Origin of the sequence: Mesorhizobium sp. M0016 (assembly GCF_040324035.1) — a bacterium.
Classification (GTDB): Bacteria; Pseudomonadota; Alphaproteobacteria; order Rhizobiales; family Rhizobiaceae; genus Mesorhizobium.
Window position 1 is genome coordinate 69,030 of the sequence record NZ_JAMYVM010000012.1, and the last position, 14,871, is coordinate 83,900.

A 14,871-nucleotide genomic window follows, 5' to 3' on the forward strand; every position below is an offset into this window, starting at 1 on the left:
CCGGGATGGCCGAGCCCGCCCAGCCGATCGACCTGTTCGAACTCCTGACGACTGGCCGCGCGGGTCCTCTCGAACTCGGCAAAAGCAGCCGTGAGGCGGTTCGACAACTGATCGACGCGGAGGATGTGCGGGTGGACGGTCATTATCGCCACGGGGACACGGAGTCCGCGTGGTGTATCTATGGCGCCAATTGCGAATTCTTCTTCAGCCCCGATTTTCGCTTGCGATCGATCAGCGTCGAGCCTTCCAAGACCGCCTTGGCACTCAACGGCATGATGGCGACCTGGCGCGGCGATTTCGAACTCAATCTGGGAAGACATCCAACCATTCTGGCTGGCAACGACCCGATTGCATTTCACGCGTTGCCGAAAGCGCTGCAGGTCCTGAACAAGCCTGAGTTCAATTGGACAATCGGTGGCGGCGATGAGCGCGACATCTATATCGAACTGTCGGAAGGCTCCCGCTATTTGACCCTCAAATATGAGATCAACACCATTCCGGTGGACGGGGATGCGAAAATTGTCTTTGAGATAGATTACTTTCTAGCAGCGGTCTTCCTTGTCGACCGGGATGTTCAGGGCGACGAATGACAATCCGGTCCTTCCGCATTTCGCAGCGTGTTCTGGCCCTGTCGCTAGCAGCAGCGGTGGCGACGCCGATCCCCGCCCAGGCCGCCTGCCCGCTGGCGCTCGCCGTCTATGGCGATGCCGAGAGGGATGCCGGCATCGATTTCCGGCCGACGACGGATGCGGTCACCGTCACCAACTCCTTCACGATGGTGCTCGATAAAGGTGTCGTCCTCGACGGCATCGTCATGTGGACATCGGGCGTTTCGCGGCCGCACGGATCGCTGATGTACAAATGCCCGACCGGCGACGTCACCGGCGACGAGCTTGCCGCCTGCACGGTCTGGCAGGGCGTGGTCTACAGCGCCGACGACAAGGGCAACATTGCGCTGCTGGCGGCCGAAGGCACGGACGCGCCGCAGAGCCTGATTTTCCCCGATCTCGGCCCGTCGCTGCAGATGTCGTCGGCCTTCGGTCCGAAAGGCTTCTCGAAACTGCCGTGGGATGTGTTTCTGCTGAAGGGCTGCCAGGAATGAGTGCATCGCAAAAAGTGCTTCTGGTCACCGGCGGCAGCCGCGGCATTGGTGCGGCCACTTGCCGGCTTGCGGCGAAGGCCGGCTACCGCGTCGCGGTCAACTATGCCGCAAACGAGGCCGCGGCCCAGGCGCTGGTCGCCGAGATCGAGGTCGGTGGCGGTGAAGCGATAGCGGTCAAGGGCGATGTCGGCGTCGAGGCTGACATCGTCGCCGTGTTCGAAGCCGTCGATGGCGCCTATGGCCGGCTCGACGCCCTGGTCAACAATGCCGGAATCGTCGACGTCAAGGCGCGTGTCGACGAGATGAGCCTGGCGCGGCTGGAGCGCATGATGCGCATCAATGTCATCGGCTCGTTTCTGTGCGCCCGCGAAGCGGTGCGGCGCATGTCGAGCAAGCATGGCGGCCAGGGCGGCGCCATCGTCAACATCTCGTCGGCTGCGTCGCTACACGGCTCGCCAGGCGAATATGTCGACTATGCCGCGTCCAAGGCGGCGATCGACACCTTCACGCTCGGACTGGCGCGCGAAGTCGCGACCGAAGGCGTGCGGGTCAATGCGATACGGCCGGGCATCATCGACACCGAGATCCACGCTTCGGGCGGCCAGCCGGACCGGGTCGAGCGGTTCCGCGACATGCTGCCGATGAAACGAGCCGGCACGGCGGATGAAGTCGCGCATGCCGTTCTCTATCTTTTGTCGGATGAAGCGTCCTACACGACGGGCGCAATCCTGAATGTAAGCGGCGGCCGCTGAGCCCCAAGCTAAGGGAAACGAACATGGCTTATGATGTCGTTATCATCGGGTCGGGACCGGGCGGCTATGTCTGTGCCATCAAGGCGGCACAACTCGGGCTCAAGGTCGCGGTGGTCGAGAAGAACGCCACTTTCGGCGGCACCTGCCTGAACATCGGCTGCATCCCATCCAAGGCGCTGCTTTATGCCTCGGAGATGTTCGCCGAGGCCGGCCATTCCTTCGATGCGCTGGGCGTCGAGATACCGGCGCCGAAACTCAATCTGAAGAAGATGATGGCGCACAAGGACGCGACCGTTTCGGCCAACGTCAATGGCGTCGCCTTCCTGTTCAAGAAAAACAAGATCGATAGTTTCCGTGGCACCGGGAAGGTGGTTGCGGCCGGCAAGGTGTTGGTGACGGCTGAGGACGGCAAGGTCGAGGAGATCGAGACGAAAAATATCGTTATTGCCACGGGCTCCGATGTCGCCGGCATTCCCGGTGTCAAGGTCGACATCGACGAGAAGGTGATCGTATCGTCGACCGGCGCGCTATCGCTGGAGAAAGTGCCGGGACATCTGGTGGTGGTCGGCGGTGGGGTCATCGGTCTGGAGCTCGGCTCGGTTTGGGCACGGCTCGGCGCCAAGGTCACCGTGGTCGAATTCCTCGACACCATCCTGGGCGGCATGGACGGCGAGGTCTCCAAGCAGTTCCAGCGCCTGCTTTCCAAGCAGGGTTTCGAGTTCAAGCTCGGCGCCAAGGTGACAGGGGTGACCAAGGCCAAAAAGGGCGCCGCCGTTACCTTCGAGCCGGTCAAGGGTGGTGCGGCCGAGACCATCGAGGCCGACGCGGTGCTGATCTCGACCGGACGCCGGGCCTATTCCGACAGCCTCGGGTTGAAAGAAGCCGGCGTCGAGGTCGACGAGCGCGGCCGGGTCAAGACCGACGGGCATCTCAGGACCAACGTGGCCGGCATCTACGCCATTGGCGACGTCATCGCCGGGCCGATGCTGGCGCACAAGGCCGAGGATGAAGGCGTGGCGGTGGCCGAGACCATTGCCGGCCAGGCCGGCCATGTGAATTACGACGCCATTCCGAGCGTCGTCTACACCAGCCCGGAAATCGCTTCGGTCGGCAAGACAGAGGAAGAGCTGAGGAAGGCCGGCATCGACTACAAAAGCGGCAAATTCCCGTTCACCGCCAACGGCCGGGCGCGCGCCATGCTGCACACGGACGGCTTCGTGAAGATCCTCGCCGACAAAGCCAGCGACCGCGTGCTCGGCGTCCACATTGTCGGCTTCGGCGCCGGCGAGATGATTCATGAGGCGGCGGTGCTGATGGAATTCGGCGGCTCATCCGAAGACCTCGCCCGCACCTGCCACGCGCATCCGACAATGTCGGAAGCGGTGAAGGAAGCAGCGCTGGCGACGTTCTTCAAGCCGATCCATATTTAAGGAAACGCTGGAGGGACGGCACCCCCCCCTCTGGCCTGCCGGCCATCTCCCCCTCAACGGGGGAGATTGGACTTCACCGCCGCGTCGCGAGCCTTCAAGTTTCTCACGTTTCTAACCCGGCGCTGTTCGTGAGACAGCCGATCTCCCCCTTGAGGAGAGATGTCCGGCAGCACAGAGGGGCGGTGAAGAATCGCGACGCTCGCCGACAGGTGCCCCAAACAAAACGGCCCGCTTTTCAGCGGGCCGTTCTTGGGCTGGAAGCAAGATGCCAGATCAGTTGGCCAGATTACGGGCTCGGCGCCGGAGCAGGCGCGGGCGCCGGGGCTGGCGCAGGAGCCGGTGCGGGCGCAGGCGCTGGTGCGGGAGCCGGTTCGGCGGGCTTCATCGGCTCAGCCGGTGCAGGTGCGGGCGCCGGTGTGCTGGCTGCCGGCGGCTCTGCGGGCGCAGGATGTTCGCCGCTTCTGCCGAAAACATAGTACGCGACAATCGCAAGGATGACGACGACCAGCGCAATCAGCCAGCCGCTGCCACCACCCGACCTGGGCGCTGGATCGTTAGGGTTCGCCATAAAAGTGTCCTCCGTGGATGAAAAGCATCAATCAACACCCCTCAACGCGCAACCGTTGAACGGGTTCATACTAGGCCTTCAAATTGACGAACGCAGGAAAATTCTGATTCGCAACCGCTTGTTGGCCTGTATTTCCCCCGCAAAATCAATCACGAACGAGGTAGAACGAGCTTAGCTGGCCTTTTCCGCCAAAAATAGGGCCAACCGCCTCCGCTTTGCGAATCAGTTGCGCACCGCACAGAGCCGGGCTTACGTGATTCGGTATTCAAGACGGGCGCTGCTCAGTCGACGGCGGTGACGGTATAGCCGGCCTTGCGAAAATCCTCGACCAGGCCTTCGGGGCCGGGAAGATGCATGGCGCCGACGGCCATGAAGGCATTGCCCTTGGCCAGGATCGGTGCGGCATGGTCGGCCATGACCTTGTTGCGGCCGGTGATCATCGTCCGGTCGAATTCGGCGTAACCTGCGTCGTCTTCGTCGGGCGAGATCGAACGCAACAGCGGCCAGAAGGTGCCGGTGTCGCCGCGCTGGTAAAGCACGATCATGGTTTCGTTGATGTCGTTTATCTTGTCGCCGAGCTTCAGGGTCTCGACCAGCCCTTTGATGTGGAACGCAATCGGCAGCGAGGCCATGGCGTGCAGCTGGCTGGCAGCGGTCTCCAACCCTTCCACCGGCTTCCCCAAGGCCTTGGCGTCCTGCGCCAGCTTGACGTCCAGAACCGGTGCGCCGCCTGCCTGACGGGCGACCTCACAGACCGGCAGCGCGACCATGGCCGACAGCAGCCACGGCTTCATCTTGGAGACGCTCGCCGGCGGAATGCCGCGCGCATCGAGCCCTTTGTTCACCACCGCCGCATCCTCCGGCGACAACAGCGACGACAACGTCGTGTTGTCGGTGAACATCATCAGCTCGGGTTCCTTGAGCATGGCCTCCATCATCTTCTGCTTGTCGAGCACGTCGGTGGTCTCGATGATGATGGTGCCGGCAGCGTCATAGGCTTTCCTGGCTGCCGGCGGCAGAGTGGTCACGCGCGGGTCGGTCATGTGCATGGTGCCGAACAGGAAGGACGGCTTTTCGCCTGATTTCTCCAACTTCCACAACAGGCCCTTGCCGTTCAGCGTCGCTGCTGCTTCCGTCTCGATCCTGGCATAGGCGGCGGGGTCTTCCTTCTGCAGGGCCGATAGCAGATCGGCGCCGGCGCAGGCCGGGGCTTCGGCATGCGCCTTGCCCATGGCAAGCAGCAACGCGACGAGAAAAGACAGGAAAAACAGGGCGTTGAGCGCGACGAGCAGCTTCAGCGACACAAGGGCCGCGCGGTCGGCGATGGCAAGGGCGCGTTTCATGGTGCGGTTCTAGGACTGAAAAGCGGCGAAACGGTTAACCGGCGTGGGGAAATTGTCCTCGACTTATACAGTGTCACGCGCGGGGATGGGCAGATTCGTAGATCTCGAGCAGCCTTGCCGTGTCGACGCCGGTATAGACCTGCGTCGTCGACAAGCTGGCGTGGCCGAGCAGTTCCTGGATGGTGCGCAGGTCGCCGCCGCGCCCGAGCAGATGGGTGGCGAAGGAATGGCGCAACGCGTGCGGCGTCGCGGTGTCGGGCAGGTTCAGCGCCGAGCGCAGCCTGGCCATGTCGCGCTGGACGATGGCCGGGTTGAGCGGCCCGCCGCGGGCGCCGCGAAACAGCAGGCCCTTGGGATCGAGATGGTAGGGACACAGTTTTCGGTATTCGGCGATTGCCCTGAGCGCCACCGGCAGCACCGGCACCAGCCGTGTCTTGCCACCCTTGCCGGTGACGCGCAGCACGGTGTCGGCTTCCGATGCCAGGTCGGCGGCGCTGAGGCCCAGCGCTTCGGAAATGCGCAGGCCCGATCCATAAAGCAGCGTCAGCACGGCGGCGTTGCGGGCGGCGATCCAGGGCTCTTCAGCCAGCTGGCCTTCCACCGACACGACATGTTTGGCATCGCTGGCGGTCAGCGGCTTGGGCAGCGATTTCGGCTGGCGCGGCGCGCGCAACGCAGCGGCACCGGCGGCATTGGCGAGACCGCGCCGTTCGAGGAAGCGCAGCAGCGAGCGGATGCCGGCGAGGCCGCGTCCGAGCGTGCGGGCGCCGGCGCCGGCGTTGCGCCGCGCGGCAAGAAAGCCGCGCAGATCGGCCGGGCGCAGAGTGGCGATGTCGGAAAGACCAGGCGAGCCGCCGCAATGCCCTGTGAGGAAATGCAGGAACTGGCGCGTGTCGCGCTCATAGGCTTCGACGGTCGCCGGCGCCAGCCGGCGCTCGCGCGCCAGCATCTTCAGCCAGCTTTCGCGCGCTGCCTGGAGGTCGGGTTTTGCCGGGATGAGAAATTCCTGCATGCCGCCATTGTCAGGCAGCCGGGTTAGGAAGCGGTGAAGAACCTGTCATTGAAATGGCCACGGGCGATCATTGAAATGACGCCGGTAGGGCGTTAGAGCAGGGCAAAGGATATCAGCCATGTCGAAGCCCCAGAACCCCGTGCAAATGGCCGTGATCGGCGCCGCCCACGGCATCAAGGGCGAATTGCGGGTGAAGACTTTCACTGGCGAGCCGATGGCGCTGGCCGATTATGGGCCGCTCTATGCCAAGGACGGCCGCGCCTTCCAGATCATCGACATCAGGCCCGCCAACACCGTCGTGGTGGTGCGCTTCAAGGGCATTGCCGACCGCAACGCCGCCGAGGCGCTGGCCGGAACCGAGCTGTTCGTCGACCGCTCGATGCTGCCCGACGATGGCGAGGAGGACGAATTCTACCACGCCGATCTCGTCGGACTTGAAGTCCGCGACGATAAGGACGCGGTCATCGGCAAGGTGGTGGCGGTGCACAATTTCGGCGGCGGCGACATTCTCGATGTCACGCTTGGCGGGCGCAAAGGCGTGCTGATCCCGTTCACGCAGGCCGCCGTGCCGCAGGTGGTGGTTGCCGAAGGTTTTGTCCGTGTCGATCCGGCGGCGGCCGGGCTGGTCGAGGACGAGGATGGCGAGGCGCCGCGCGAAGAAGACTTCGACGCGAAGGGCCGACCGCGCGGGCCGCGCGAAGCCGGAGGCAACCGGTGACGTTCAAGGCGTCGGTGCTGACGCTCTATCCCGAGATGTTTCCGGGCGGGCTAGGCCTGTCGCTGGCCGGACGGGCGCTCGAAGTCGGGACATGGTCGCTGGAAGCTATCCAGATCCGCACCTTCGCCAGCGATCGCCATCACACCGTCGACGACACGCCGGCCGGCGGTGGCGCCGGCATGGTGATGCGCGCCGATGTGCTGGCCAAGGCGATCGACCACACGTCGCCGGCGGGCGATCCGCGGCCGCGTTTGCTGATGAGCCCGCGTGGAAAGCCGCTGACGCAGGCGCGCGTGCGCGAACTGGCTGGCGGGCCAGGCGCCGTCATCGTTTGCGGCCGGTTCGAGGGCGTCGACCAGCGGCTGATCGAGGCGCGTGGACTGGAAGAGGTCTCCATCGGCGATTTCATCCTGTCGGGCGGCGAGCCGGCGGCGCTTGTGCTGCTCGACGCCGTTGTGCGGCTGTTGCCCGGCGTCATGGGCAATGCGGTGTCGGGCGAGGAAGAAAGTTTCGAGAACGGCCTGCTCGAACACCCGCATTACACGCGGCCACAGGAGTTCGAGGGCAGGCCGATCCCCGACGTGCTGGTCTCCGGCAACCACAAGAAGATCGCCGCCTGGCGGCGTGCGGAGTCCGAGAAGCTGACCAGGGAGCGCCGGCCGGATTTGCTCGCCGCTCAGCCCTTGGCAAAATAGTAGACGGCGAGAAACAGGCCGACGGCGATGACGAAGCCGCGTACTGCGTTTTGCGGCACGCGCTTGGCGATCCATACGCCGGCATAGCCGCCGAGCGCGCCGCCGGGGATCATGATGATTGCCTGAGGCCAGGCAACAACGCCGCCGGAAACGAAGACCAGTATGGCAACGGCGGCGATGACCACGGCCAGCATGTTCTTCAGCGCGTTCAGCCGGTGATAGTCGCCGGCTTGCGTCAGGCCGAGCGTCGCCAGCATCATCACGCCCATGCCGGCGCCGAAGAAGCCGCCATAGATGGCGGTGGCGAACTGTGCCAGCGAACCGGCCAGCGAGCCGACCGTGGCTTCATGCCCAGGCTTCGGCGCCGGTTTCAGCCACGGCCCGGCGGCGAACAAGGCGGTTGCGGCCAGCAGCAGCCACGGCACCAAGGCGCGGAACGACGGGTTGGAGAGCGCCAGCAGGATGAGCGCACCGGCCAGCGCACCCAAAGCCGAGATCAGACAGAGCAGCAGCGCGCCGCGCCAGAAATGCTTGATGTCGGTCCAGTAAGCCAGCGTCGAGGTGATGTAGCCGGGAAACTGCGTCACCGAAGAGGTGGCGTTGGCGACGATCGGCGGCAGGCCGGCCAGCGTCATGGCGCCGAAGGTGATGAAGGTGCCGCCGCCGGCAACGGCGTTGACGGCGCCTGACAGAAAACCCGCGAGGAAGAGCAGGACTGCGTCGAAAACAGACATTGTGAGGCCGCCGGACAAGAGTGCTGCCCCCGGATTAGGAAGCTTGAAGGGTCGGCGCAACCCCGCACTGGACGATTGCGTGGTGGCATGCGACCAAAAAAGACAGGGCCAAGGCGTGACAAAGCCTCGAAATAGCTGTATGTGCCCGCCCGTACTGGCGAGAAAAATCTCCCGGACCCGTCAACAATGACGGTGTAGTCGCCCCTGCCCAATGTTTCGAAGACAAGATGTCTCTGGACAAAAGGCATAGCCGAGCGGTCATAGGAACTGCAAGGCGAGTGTCGGACGCTCTGACTGTCGGAAGAACAAGAAGTGGATTACTGACATGGATATCATCCGTCAGCTCGAGGCCGAACAGGCCGCCAAGATCGAAGCCAAGCGCAAGCTTCCCGAATTCCAGCCCGGCGACACCGTGCGCGTCCAGGTCCGCGTGACCGAAGGCACCCGCACCCGCGTCCAGGCCTATGAGGGCGTCGTCATCGCCCGCGCCGGCGCCGGCTTCCAGGAAAATTTCACCGTCCGCAAGATCTCCTACGGCGAAGGCGTCGAGCGCGTGTTCCCGGTCTATTCGCCGATGGTCGAGGGCGTCGAGATCGTGCGCCGCGGCAAGGTGCGCCGCGCCAAGCTCTATTATTTGCGCGACCGTCGCGGCAAATCGGCCCGTATTTCGGAAAATACCGGCGTGCGCGCCCGCAAGCTGAACGATGAGGAGCGCGACGCGCTGAACGCCGAAAAGGCCCGCATCGAAGCTGAGAAGGTTGCCGCTGCCCAGGCGCTGGCCACCGAGACGGCCGCCAAGGAAGCTGCCGAGAAGAAGGCCGCCGACGAAGCCGCCAAGGCCGCCGACGAGGCTGCAAAGGCGGCGGAAGCGACCCCGGCCGAATAAACCTGGTCCAAGGATTTTGAAAAGGCGGCTTCGGCCGCCTTTTTTCGTTTCACCAGACTGTGAACGATTGCCGGCCGAGAGTTTGGCCACGGCTGTTGATCCGAATTAAATTGTACACTAAATAATCGTTACAAACCAAATGGAGAACTGACATGGCACTCTACACCACACAGGCTCGCGTCACCGGCGGCCGCGCCGGCCACGGCGAGACCAGCGACGGCCTGCTGAAGGTCGACCTCGCTTTGCCGAAGGAGCTCGGCGGACAGGGTGGCGCCACCAATCCCGAGCAGCTGTTCGCGGTCGGCTATGCCGCCTGCTTCGAAAGCGCCATCCGCTTCGTCGCGCGCAAGCAGAAGCTGCCGCTGCAGGATGCGGCGGTGAGCGCCACCGTCAGCCTGCTTCCCAATGGTGAAGGCTTCAAACTTGGTGTCGCACTCGCCGCGGAGACGAAAGGCCTTGATCAGGCGGTGGCGGAAGCGCTTGTATCGGCCGCGCATCAGATTTGCCCCTATTCCAATGCGATCAAAGGCAATGTCGAGGTGGCGCTTTCGACCGTGGCGCTTCCGGCAAAGGCAGCATGACGACGAAGACCGAAACCAGGGCCAGCGAAGTCCCGGCGGACACCGCCGGGAGGATCGCCGTTCCGCGCCTCGACCAGCAGCTCTGCTTCGCGCTCTATTCGGCGAGCGGGCTGATGACCAAGCTCTATCGGCCGCTGCTTGACCCGCTCGGCCTGACCTATCCGCAATATTTGGCGATGCTGGCGCTGTGGCAGCATGCGCCGAGCACGGTCGGCGGACTCGGCGAGGCGCTGGGGCTGGATTCGGCGACATTGACGCCTCTGCTCAAGCGGATGGAAGCGGCTGGTCTCGTCACTCGCCGTCGCGATCCGGCCGACGAGCGCCGCGTGCTGGTCGAACCGACTGCCAAGGGCCAGGCGCTGCGCGCCCGCATCAAGGACGTATCCGCAGGCCTTGCCTGCGCCATGCCGCTGGAAGTCGAGGAGCTGAAGTCGCTGCACCGGACCTTGACCGGATTTGTCGCCAAGCTGCGTGAGGCTACGTCACCATCCTGATCCGTCATCTGACGGGTTCCCGTGTCCAGGAGGGGCCTGGTTTGCCGGCGGCGCAATCACGGAATAAATTCCGACCACGGGGCGTTCTAAAACCGCGTTGGTTGAAGGCATTGGAATCCGCTTTCACCGGACGCTGAGCACCGGACCGGCTTGCAAGCCGTCTGCGGACGGCTAAAGTCGCGCCTGGATTTTCATGCGAGCCCGGCTGCAAGCGGGCTTCTCATCCTGGAGCGTGTCATGACCAAATCGAAGCTGCTGCTGGCCGCCCTCGCGGCCTGTTTCCTCGCGCCCGTCGCTGCATGGGCGGCCGATGCGCTGCCCGATCTCGGCGGCAAGAAGGTCGTGGTGGTGACGGAAAACGCCTATCCGCCGCTGCAGTTCATCGACGCCAAGACCGGCAAGCAGATCGGCTGGGAATATGACGCGATGGACGAAATCGCCAAGCGGCTGAACTTCAAGGTGGAGTACCAGAACACCTCCTGGGACGCGATGATCCAGGCGGTTTCCGACAACCAGTACAACATTGGCATGACCGGCATCACCATCAAGGACGACCGAAAGGAGAAGGTCGATTTCTCCGACCCCTATATGCGTTCGGAGCAGTTCATGCTGGTGCGCGCCGATGAAAGCCGCTTCACCGACGCCAAGACCTTCGCCGCCTTCAAGGACGGGTTGATCGGCGCGCAGGCCGGAACGACGCCGTTCTACACCGCCGTCTACAGCGTGCTCGACGGCAATGAGCAGAACCCGCGCATCAAGCAGTTCGAGACCTTCGGCGCTTCGGTGCAGGCACTGAAATCCGGCGACGTCGATGTCGTCCTGACCGACGGCACCGCCGGCAAAGGCTATGTCGATGCCTCCGGCGGCAAGCTCAAGCTGATCGGCGGCCCGCTCGGCACCGAGGATTTTGGCTTCATCTTCCCGAAGGGCTCGGACCTGGTGAAGCCGGTCAACGCGGCGATCGCGGCGCTGAAGGCCGACGGCACGATCGAGGCGCTGAACAAGAAGTGGTTTCTCGACTACAAGATGGGGCAATAGGCCGTCTTGGCGCGACGGCCGCTGACCCCCCTTGCGGGGGAGATGCCCGGCAGGGCAGAGGGGGGTGTGAAGGATCGCCTCCCTTTTGTTTTGAGCTTTTCCAAAGAGGCCAAAGGTTGTGACTGTAACCGTTTGACAGGTTGGAGGGACAGCACCCCCCTCTGTCCTGCCGGACATCTCCCCCGCAAGGGGGGAGATCGGCAGATCTTGCGAGCGCAGCTGTTCACCAGCGTTGGGCATTGATGCTCGCCTCAACCCCAAAATCCGATTTCCCCTGGTGGCTTGCCGCTGCGATCGCGCTCGCCATCGTGGCTGCGCTCTGCATTGCCGCCAGCGATCTCTACGCCCAGGTTTTTGCCACCGTCGCCAAAGGCATCGGCATCACCATTCTTGTCACCGTGGTCGCCTTCGCGCTGGCTTCCGCCACCGGGCTCGGCATTGCGCTGATGGGGCTGTCGGGGTCGCGTTGGCTCAAGCAGATCGCTCGTTTCTATGTCGAGATCATCCGCGGCGTGCCGATCCTGGTGCTGTTGTTCTGGATCGCCTTCGCCGGCGCGCCGGCCTTCGTGGCTGCGTGGAATGCGCTGACCGCGCCGCTGCAAAACGCCGGCTATCTCGGCGAGCTTTTGGTGCGCGACGTGTCGCTGTTGTGGCGTGCAATCATGGCGCTGACCATCGGTTATTCCGCCTTCATCTCCGAGGTCTTCCGCGCGGGCATCCAGTCGGTCGAGAAAGGCCAGATCGAGGCTGCCAAGGCGCTCGGGCTGACGCGCACGCAGCGCTTCCGGCTGATCGTGTTCCCACAGGCGATCCGCACCATCCTGCCGCCGCTCGGCAATGACTTCGTCGCCATGGTCAAGGATTCCTCGCTGGTCTCGGTGCTCGGCGTCGCCGACATCACGCAGATGGGCAAGATCTACGCCGCCGGCTCGTTCCGCTTCTTCGAGACCTATTCGATCGTCGCCTATATCTATCTCATCCTCACTGTCAGCCTGTCGTTGGCACTGCGGGGGCTGGAGCAACGACTGCGGCGGGCGCAGCAGGAATAGAAGTCCGACGCGGGCACGGCTACGATCGCGGAGGACAGGATTCCGGAGGATGCAGGCGATGACGATCGACAAGGCCAATGCGGCGCTGGGCACCGTCTATTCGGCCGACACGCCGGAAGGGCTGGCCAAGGCCTATGCGGACTGGGCCGCGACCTATGACAGCGAAACCGCTTCGCTAGGCTATCTGCTGCCGTTCCTGATCACCGCCTGGGTGGCGCGCCATGTGCAGGTGGGCGAAGGACCGCTGCTCGACGCCGGCTGCGGCACCGGCCTGTCGGGCCCGTCATTGAAGGCGCTGGGTTATCACGACATTGCCGGGCTCGACCTCTCCGACGACATGCTGAAGATCGCCGGCAGCCGCAATGCCTATGGCGATCTGAAGCAGGCAATGCTCGGCGGGCCGCTGCCCTGGCCAGACGGGCATTTCCGCGCCTTCTTCTCGACTGGCGTGTTCACCATCAGCCATGCGCCGGCGTCCGGCCTGCACGAGCTTGTCCGCATCACCAGAAAAGGCGGCCACGCCATCTTCACCGTGCGCGACCAGGTTTTCGAAAGCGGCGGCTTCCAGGACGTGTTCGATGAGTTGGAACGGGCCGGGAAATGGCAGCCGGTCGAGCAAAGCCCATGGTTCCGCTGCTATGCGATCGCCGAGCCGGATGCGTTGGTAAAGACTTTTGTGTTCGAGGTGCTTTGAGCGCCGCCCTCTTCGCCTTCTCTCACAAGGGGAGAAGCGAAAACACGCCGCAATTGCCGAAAACCGAAAACATTGGTATGAGCCACGCCATGGAAGAGCTTTTTGGCGATCCGGCCTATAAGGGTTTCGTGCTGCAGGACCGAAAACGCCTGCCGTCGCGTTTCTCTTCGCGCATTTCCGGCGCGCTCACCAGCCGACTTAGCTAAGCCGCTTTCGCCGGGCCGAAGGCTTCGGCGCGTCTGCCCTTCCCCTTTTTGCAAATCGACGGACTTACGCACATGAGCGCACCGCGCACCCTCTACGACAAGATTTTCGACGACCATGTCGTCGACCGCCAGGATGATGGCACCTGCCTGCTCTACATCGATCGCCATCTCGTTCACGAAGTGACCAGCCCGCAGGCCTTCGAAGGCCTGCGCATGACCGGCAGAAAAGTCCGGCATCCGGAAAAGACGCTAGCCGTGGTCGATCACAATGTCTCAACCTCGCCCGAGCGCAAGTTCGGCATCAAGAACGAGGAAAGCCGCATCCAGGTCGAGGCCTTGGCCAAGAACGCTAGGGATTTCGGCGTCGAATATTACTCCGAAAACGATATCCGCCAGGGCATCGTCCACATCATCGGGCCGGAGCAGGGCTTCACGCTGCCCGGCATGACCATCGTCTGCGGCGACAGCCACACCTCGACGCATGGCGCCTTCGGCGCATTGGCACATGGCATCGGCACCTCCGAGGTCGAGCATGTGCTGGCGACCCAGACGCTGATCCAGCGCAAGGCCAAGAACATGCTGGTGCGTGTCGATGGCCAGTTACCGGAAGGCGTCACCGCCAAGGACATTATCCTCGCCATCATCGGCGAGATCGGCACCGCCGGCGGCACCGGCTATGTCATCGAATATGCCGGTGAGGCGATCCGCGCGCTGTCGATGGAAGGCCGCATGACGATCTGCAACATGTCGATCGAGGGCGGCGCGCGCGCCGGCCTGATCGCGGCCGACGAAACCACCTTCGCCTATGTCAAGGGCAAGCCGCGCGCGCCGAAGGGCGCGTCGTGGGACGCCGCGCTCGAATACTGGAAGACGCTGCAGTCCGACGAGGGCGCGCATTTCGACAAGGTGATCGTGCTCGACGCGGCCAAGCTGCCGCCGATCGTCTCCTGGGGTTCCTCGCCCGAGGACGTCGTTTCGGTGCAGGGCGTCGTTCCCAATCCGGAAGAGATCACGGACGAGAACAAGCGGACGTCAAAGATCCGCGCGCTCGACTACATGGGACTGACGCCGGGCACGAAGATCACCGACATCACGCTCGACCGCGTCTTCATCGGCTCCTGCACCAATGGCCGCATCGAGGATCTGCGTGCGGTGGCCAAGGTGGTCGAAGGCAAGACGGTGAGTGCGCATGTCGATGCGATGATCGTGCCGGGCTCCGGTCTGGTCAAGGAACAGGCGGAGGCCGAGGGTCTCGACAAGATCTTCATTGCCGCCGGTTTCGACTGGCGCGAGCCGGGCTGCTCGATGTGCCTGGCCATGAACGACGACCGGCTGAAGCCGCATGAGCGCTGCGCCTCGACCTCGAACCGCAATTTCGAAGGCCGGCAGGGCTTCAAGGGCCGCACCCATCTGGTATCGCCGGCGATGGCGGCAGCGGCGGCGATCGCCGGCCATTTCGTCGACATCCGCGACTGGAAATAGCGCAGACTGGTTCAAGCCTGATCTGAGCGTATGCAAAACCCCGAACGGCAAAACCGTTCGGGGTTTTGTTTAAAGCGCGCCGCTCTA

At 63.8% G+C, this 14,871-nt stretch carries 17 protein-coding genes; 14 read left to right on the plus strand and 3 right to left on the minus strand.

The annotated features are described in order from the left end of the window. Nucleotides 1-5: 5 nt before the first annotated feature. The 4 genes from NKJ88_RS18420 to lpdA are packed head-to-tail and all read left to right on the plus strand — an operon-like array spanning nt 6 to nt 3,284. Nucleotides 6-590, plus strand: coding sequence for a hypothetical protein (locus NKJ88_RS18420; protein WP_023706736.1), 585 nt, complete (start codon nt 6-8; stop codon nt 588-590). Continuing rightward, nucleotides 587-1,102 (plus strand): hypothetical protein, encoded by a 516-nt coding sequence (locus NKJ88_RS18425; RefSeq protein ID WP_352444980.1) that lies wholly within the window; start codon nt 587-589, stop codon nt 1,100-1,102. Before NKJ88_RS18420 ends, NKJ88_RS18425 begins: the two co-directional genes overlap by 4 nt. Beyond that, entirely contained in the window at nt 1,099-1,854 is a 756-nt protein-coding gene (locus tag NKJ88_RS18430) for an SDR family oxidoreductase (protein WP_023706734.1), read from the plus strand. The genes NKJ88_RS18425 and NKJ88_RS18430 overlap by 4 nt, the downstream gene beginning before the upstream one ends. Nucleotides 1,855-1,877: 23 nt before the next feature. After that, entirely contained in the window at nt 1,878-3,284 is a 1,407-nt protein-coding gene (gene lpdA / locus NKJ88_RS18435; RefSeq protein WP_352444982.1) for a dihydrolipoyl dehydrogenase, read from the plus strand. Nucleotides 3,285-4,133: 849 nt separating this feature from the next. Here lpdA and NKJ88_RS18440 read toward each other — a convergent pair. Further along, nucleotides 4,134-5,195 (minus strand): TraB/GumN family protein, encoded by a 1,062-nt coding sequence (locus NKJ88_RS18440; protein WP_352444984.1) that lies wholly within the window; start codon nt 5,193-5,195, stop codon nt 4,134-4,136. Between the two features lie 73 nt (nt 5,196-5,268). Beyond that, nucleotides 5,269-6,207 carry a tyrosine recombinase XerC gene (locus NKJ88_RS18445; protein ID WP_023747380.1) on the minus strand — a complete coding sequence of 313 codons (939 nt, stop codon included), beginning with the start codon at nt 6,205-6,207 and terminating at the stop codon, nt 5,269-5,271. A 118-nt stretch (nt 6,208-6,325) separates the two neighbouring features. Here NKJ88_RS18445 and rimM point away from each other — a divergent pair, with 118 nt between their 5' ends. Together rimM and trmD are read left to right on the plus strand one after the other, a co-directional pair. Continuing rightward, nucleotides 6,326-6,925 carry a ribosome maturation factor RimM gene (gene rimM / locus NKJ88_RS18450; protein WP_352444986.1) on the plus strand — a complete coding sequence of 200 codons (600 nt, stop codon included), beginning with the start codon at nt 6,326-6,328 and terminating at the stop codon, nt 6,923-6,925. Continuing rightward, complete coding sequence (trmD, locus tag NKJ88_RS18455) at nt 6,922-7,620, plus strand: tRNA (guanosine(37)-N1)-methyltransferase TrmD (RefSeq protein WP_023732893.1); 699 nt, start codon at nt 6,922-6,924, stop codon at nt 7,618-7,620. The genes rimM and trmD overlap by 4 nt, the downstream gene beginning before the upstream one ends. On the opposite strand, the gene NKJ88_RS18460 is transcribed toward trmD, so the two are convergent. Then, on the minus strand, nt 7,602-8,354 hold the full coding sequence (locus tag NKJ88_RS18460; protein WP_023706728.1) for a sulfite exporter TauE/SafE family protein: 753 nt from the start codon (nt 8,352-8,354) through the stop codon (nt 7,602-7,604). The genes trmD and NKJ88_RS18460 overlap by 19 nt on opposite strands. Before the next feature lie 325 nt (nt 8,355-8,679). On the opposite strand from NKJ88_RS18460, the gene rplS reads away from it, so the two are divergent. From rplS to leuC, 8 genes are all read left to right on the plus strand, one after another. Then, complete coding sequence (gene rplS, locus NKJ88_RS18465) at nt 8,680-9,240, plus strand: 50S ribosomal protein L19 (RefSeq protein ID WP_352444989.1); 561 nt, start codon at nt 8,680-8,682, stop codon at nt 9,238-9,240. Nucleotides 9,241-9,392: 152 nt separating this feature from the next. Then, entirely contained in the window at nt 9,393-9,821 is a 429-nt protein-coding gene (locus tag NKJ88_RS18470; RefSeq protein WP_023706727.1) for an organic hydroperoxide resistance protein, read from the plus strand. Then, nucleotides 9,818-10,315: a MarR family winged helix-turn-helix transcriptional regulator gene (locus tag NKJ88_RS18475; RefSeq protein ID WP_023670523.1), complete on the plus strand. Its 498-nt coding sequence runs from the start codon at nt 9,818-9,820 to the stop codon at nt 10,313-10,315. The genes NKJ88_RS18470 and NKJ88_RS18475 overlap by 4 nt, the downstream gene beginning before the upstream one ends. A 237-nt stretch (nt 10,316-10,552) precedes the next feature. After that, nucleotides 10,553-11,353, plus strand: coding sequence for a transporter substrate-binding domain-containing protein (locus tag NKJ88_RS18480; protein WP_023687705.1), 801 nt, complete (start codon nt 10,553-10,555; stop codon nt 11,351-11,353). 242 nt (nt 11,354-11,595) lie between these two features. Further along, on the plus strand, nt 11,596-12,402 hold the full coding sequence (locus NKJ88_RS18485; RefSeq protein ID WP_023670521.1) for an amino acid ABC transporter permease: 807 nt from the start codon (nt 11,596-11,598) through the stop codon (nt 12,400-12,402). A gap of 58 nt (nt 12,403-12,460) precedes the next feature. After that, entirely contained in the window at nt 12,461-13,096 is a 636-nt protein-coding gene (locus NKJ88_RS18490; RefSeq protein ID WP_031215009.1) for a class I SAM-dependent DNA methyltransferase, read from the plus strand. Next, nucleotides 13,093-13,302 carry a hypothetical protein gene (locus NKJ88_RS18495; RefSeq protein WP_032996200.1) on the plus strand — a complete coding sequence of 70 codons (210 nt, stop codon included), beginning with the start codon at nt 13,093-13,095 and terminating at the stop codon, nt 13,300-13,302. Before NKJ88_RS18490 ends, NKJ88_RS18495 begins: the two co-directional genes overlap by 4 nt. Nucleotides 13,303-13,374: 72 nt before the next feature. After that, entirely contained in the window at nt 13,375-14,784 is a 1,410-nt protein-coding gene (leuC, locus tag NKJ88_RS18500; protein WP_023670518.1) for a 3-isopropylmalate dehydratase large subunit, read from the plus strand. Nucleotides 14,785-14,871: the final 87 nt, after the last annotated feature.

Excerpts from the sequence above, each read along its gene's own strand:
- NKJ88_RS18430 (WP_023706734.1), top strand. The coding sequence starts at position 1,099 with ATGAGTGCATCGCAAAAAGTGCTTCTGGTCACCGGCGGCAGCCGCGGC.
- lpdA (WP_352444982.1), top strand. The coding sequence starts at position 1,878 with ATGGCTTATGATGTCGTTATCATCGGGTCGGGACCGGGCGGCTATGTC.
- NKJ88_RS18425 (WP_352444980.1), top strand. The coding sequence starts at position 587 with ATGACAATCCGGTCCTTCCGCATTTCGCAGCGTGTTCTGGCCCTGTCG.
- NKJ88_RS18420 (WP_023706736.1), top strand. The coding sequence starts at position 6 with ATGGCCGAGCCCGCCCAGCCGATCGACCTGTTCGAACTCCTGACGACT.
- NKJ88_RS18460 (WP_023706728.1), bottom strand. The coding sequence starts at position 8,354 with ATGTCTGTTTTCGACGCAGTCCTGCTCTTCCTCGCGGGTTTTCTGTCA.
- leuC (WP_023670518.1), top strand. The coding sequence starts at position 13,375 with ATGAGCGCACCGCGCACCCTCTACGACAAGATTTTCGACGACCATGTC.
- NKJ88_RS18485 (WP_023670521.1), top strand. The coding sequence starts at position 11,596 with ATGCTCGCCTCAACCCCAAAATCCGATTTCCCCTGGTGGCTTGCCGCT.
- NKJ88_RS18470 (WP_023706727.1), top strand. The coding sequence starts at position 9,393 with ATGGCACTCTACACCACACAGGCTCGCGTCACCGGCGGCCGCGCCGGC.
- NKJ88_RS18440 (WP_352444984.1), bottom strand. The coding sequence starts at position 5,195 with ATGAAACGCGCCCTTGCCATCGCCGACCGCGCGGCCCTTGTGTCGCTG.
- NKJ88_RS18480 (WP_023687705.1), top strand. The coding sequence starts at position 10,553 with ATGACCAAATCGAAGCTGCTGCTGGCCGCCCTCGCGGCCTGTTTCCTC.
- rimM (WP_352444986.1), top strand. The coding sequence starts at position 6,326 with ATGTCGAAGCCCCAGAACCCCGTGCAAATGGCCGTGATCGGCGCCGCC.
- rplS (WP_352444989.1), top strand. The coding sequence starts at position 8,680 with ATGGATATCATCCGTCAGCTCGAGGCCGAACAGGCCGCCAAGATCGAA.
- NKJ88_RS18475 (WP_023670523.1), top strand. The coding sequence starts at position 9,818 with ATGACGACGAAGACCGAAACCAGGGCCAGCGAAGTCCCGGCGGACACC.
- NKJ88_RS18490 (WP_031215009.1), top strand. The coding sequence starts at position 12,461 with ATGACGATCGACAAGGCCAATGCGGCGCTGGGCACCGTCTATTCGGCC.
- NKJ88_RS18445 (WP_023747380.1), bottom strand. The coding sequence starts at position 6,207 with ATGCAGGAATTTCTCATCCCGGCAAAACCCGACCTCCAGGCAGCGCGC.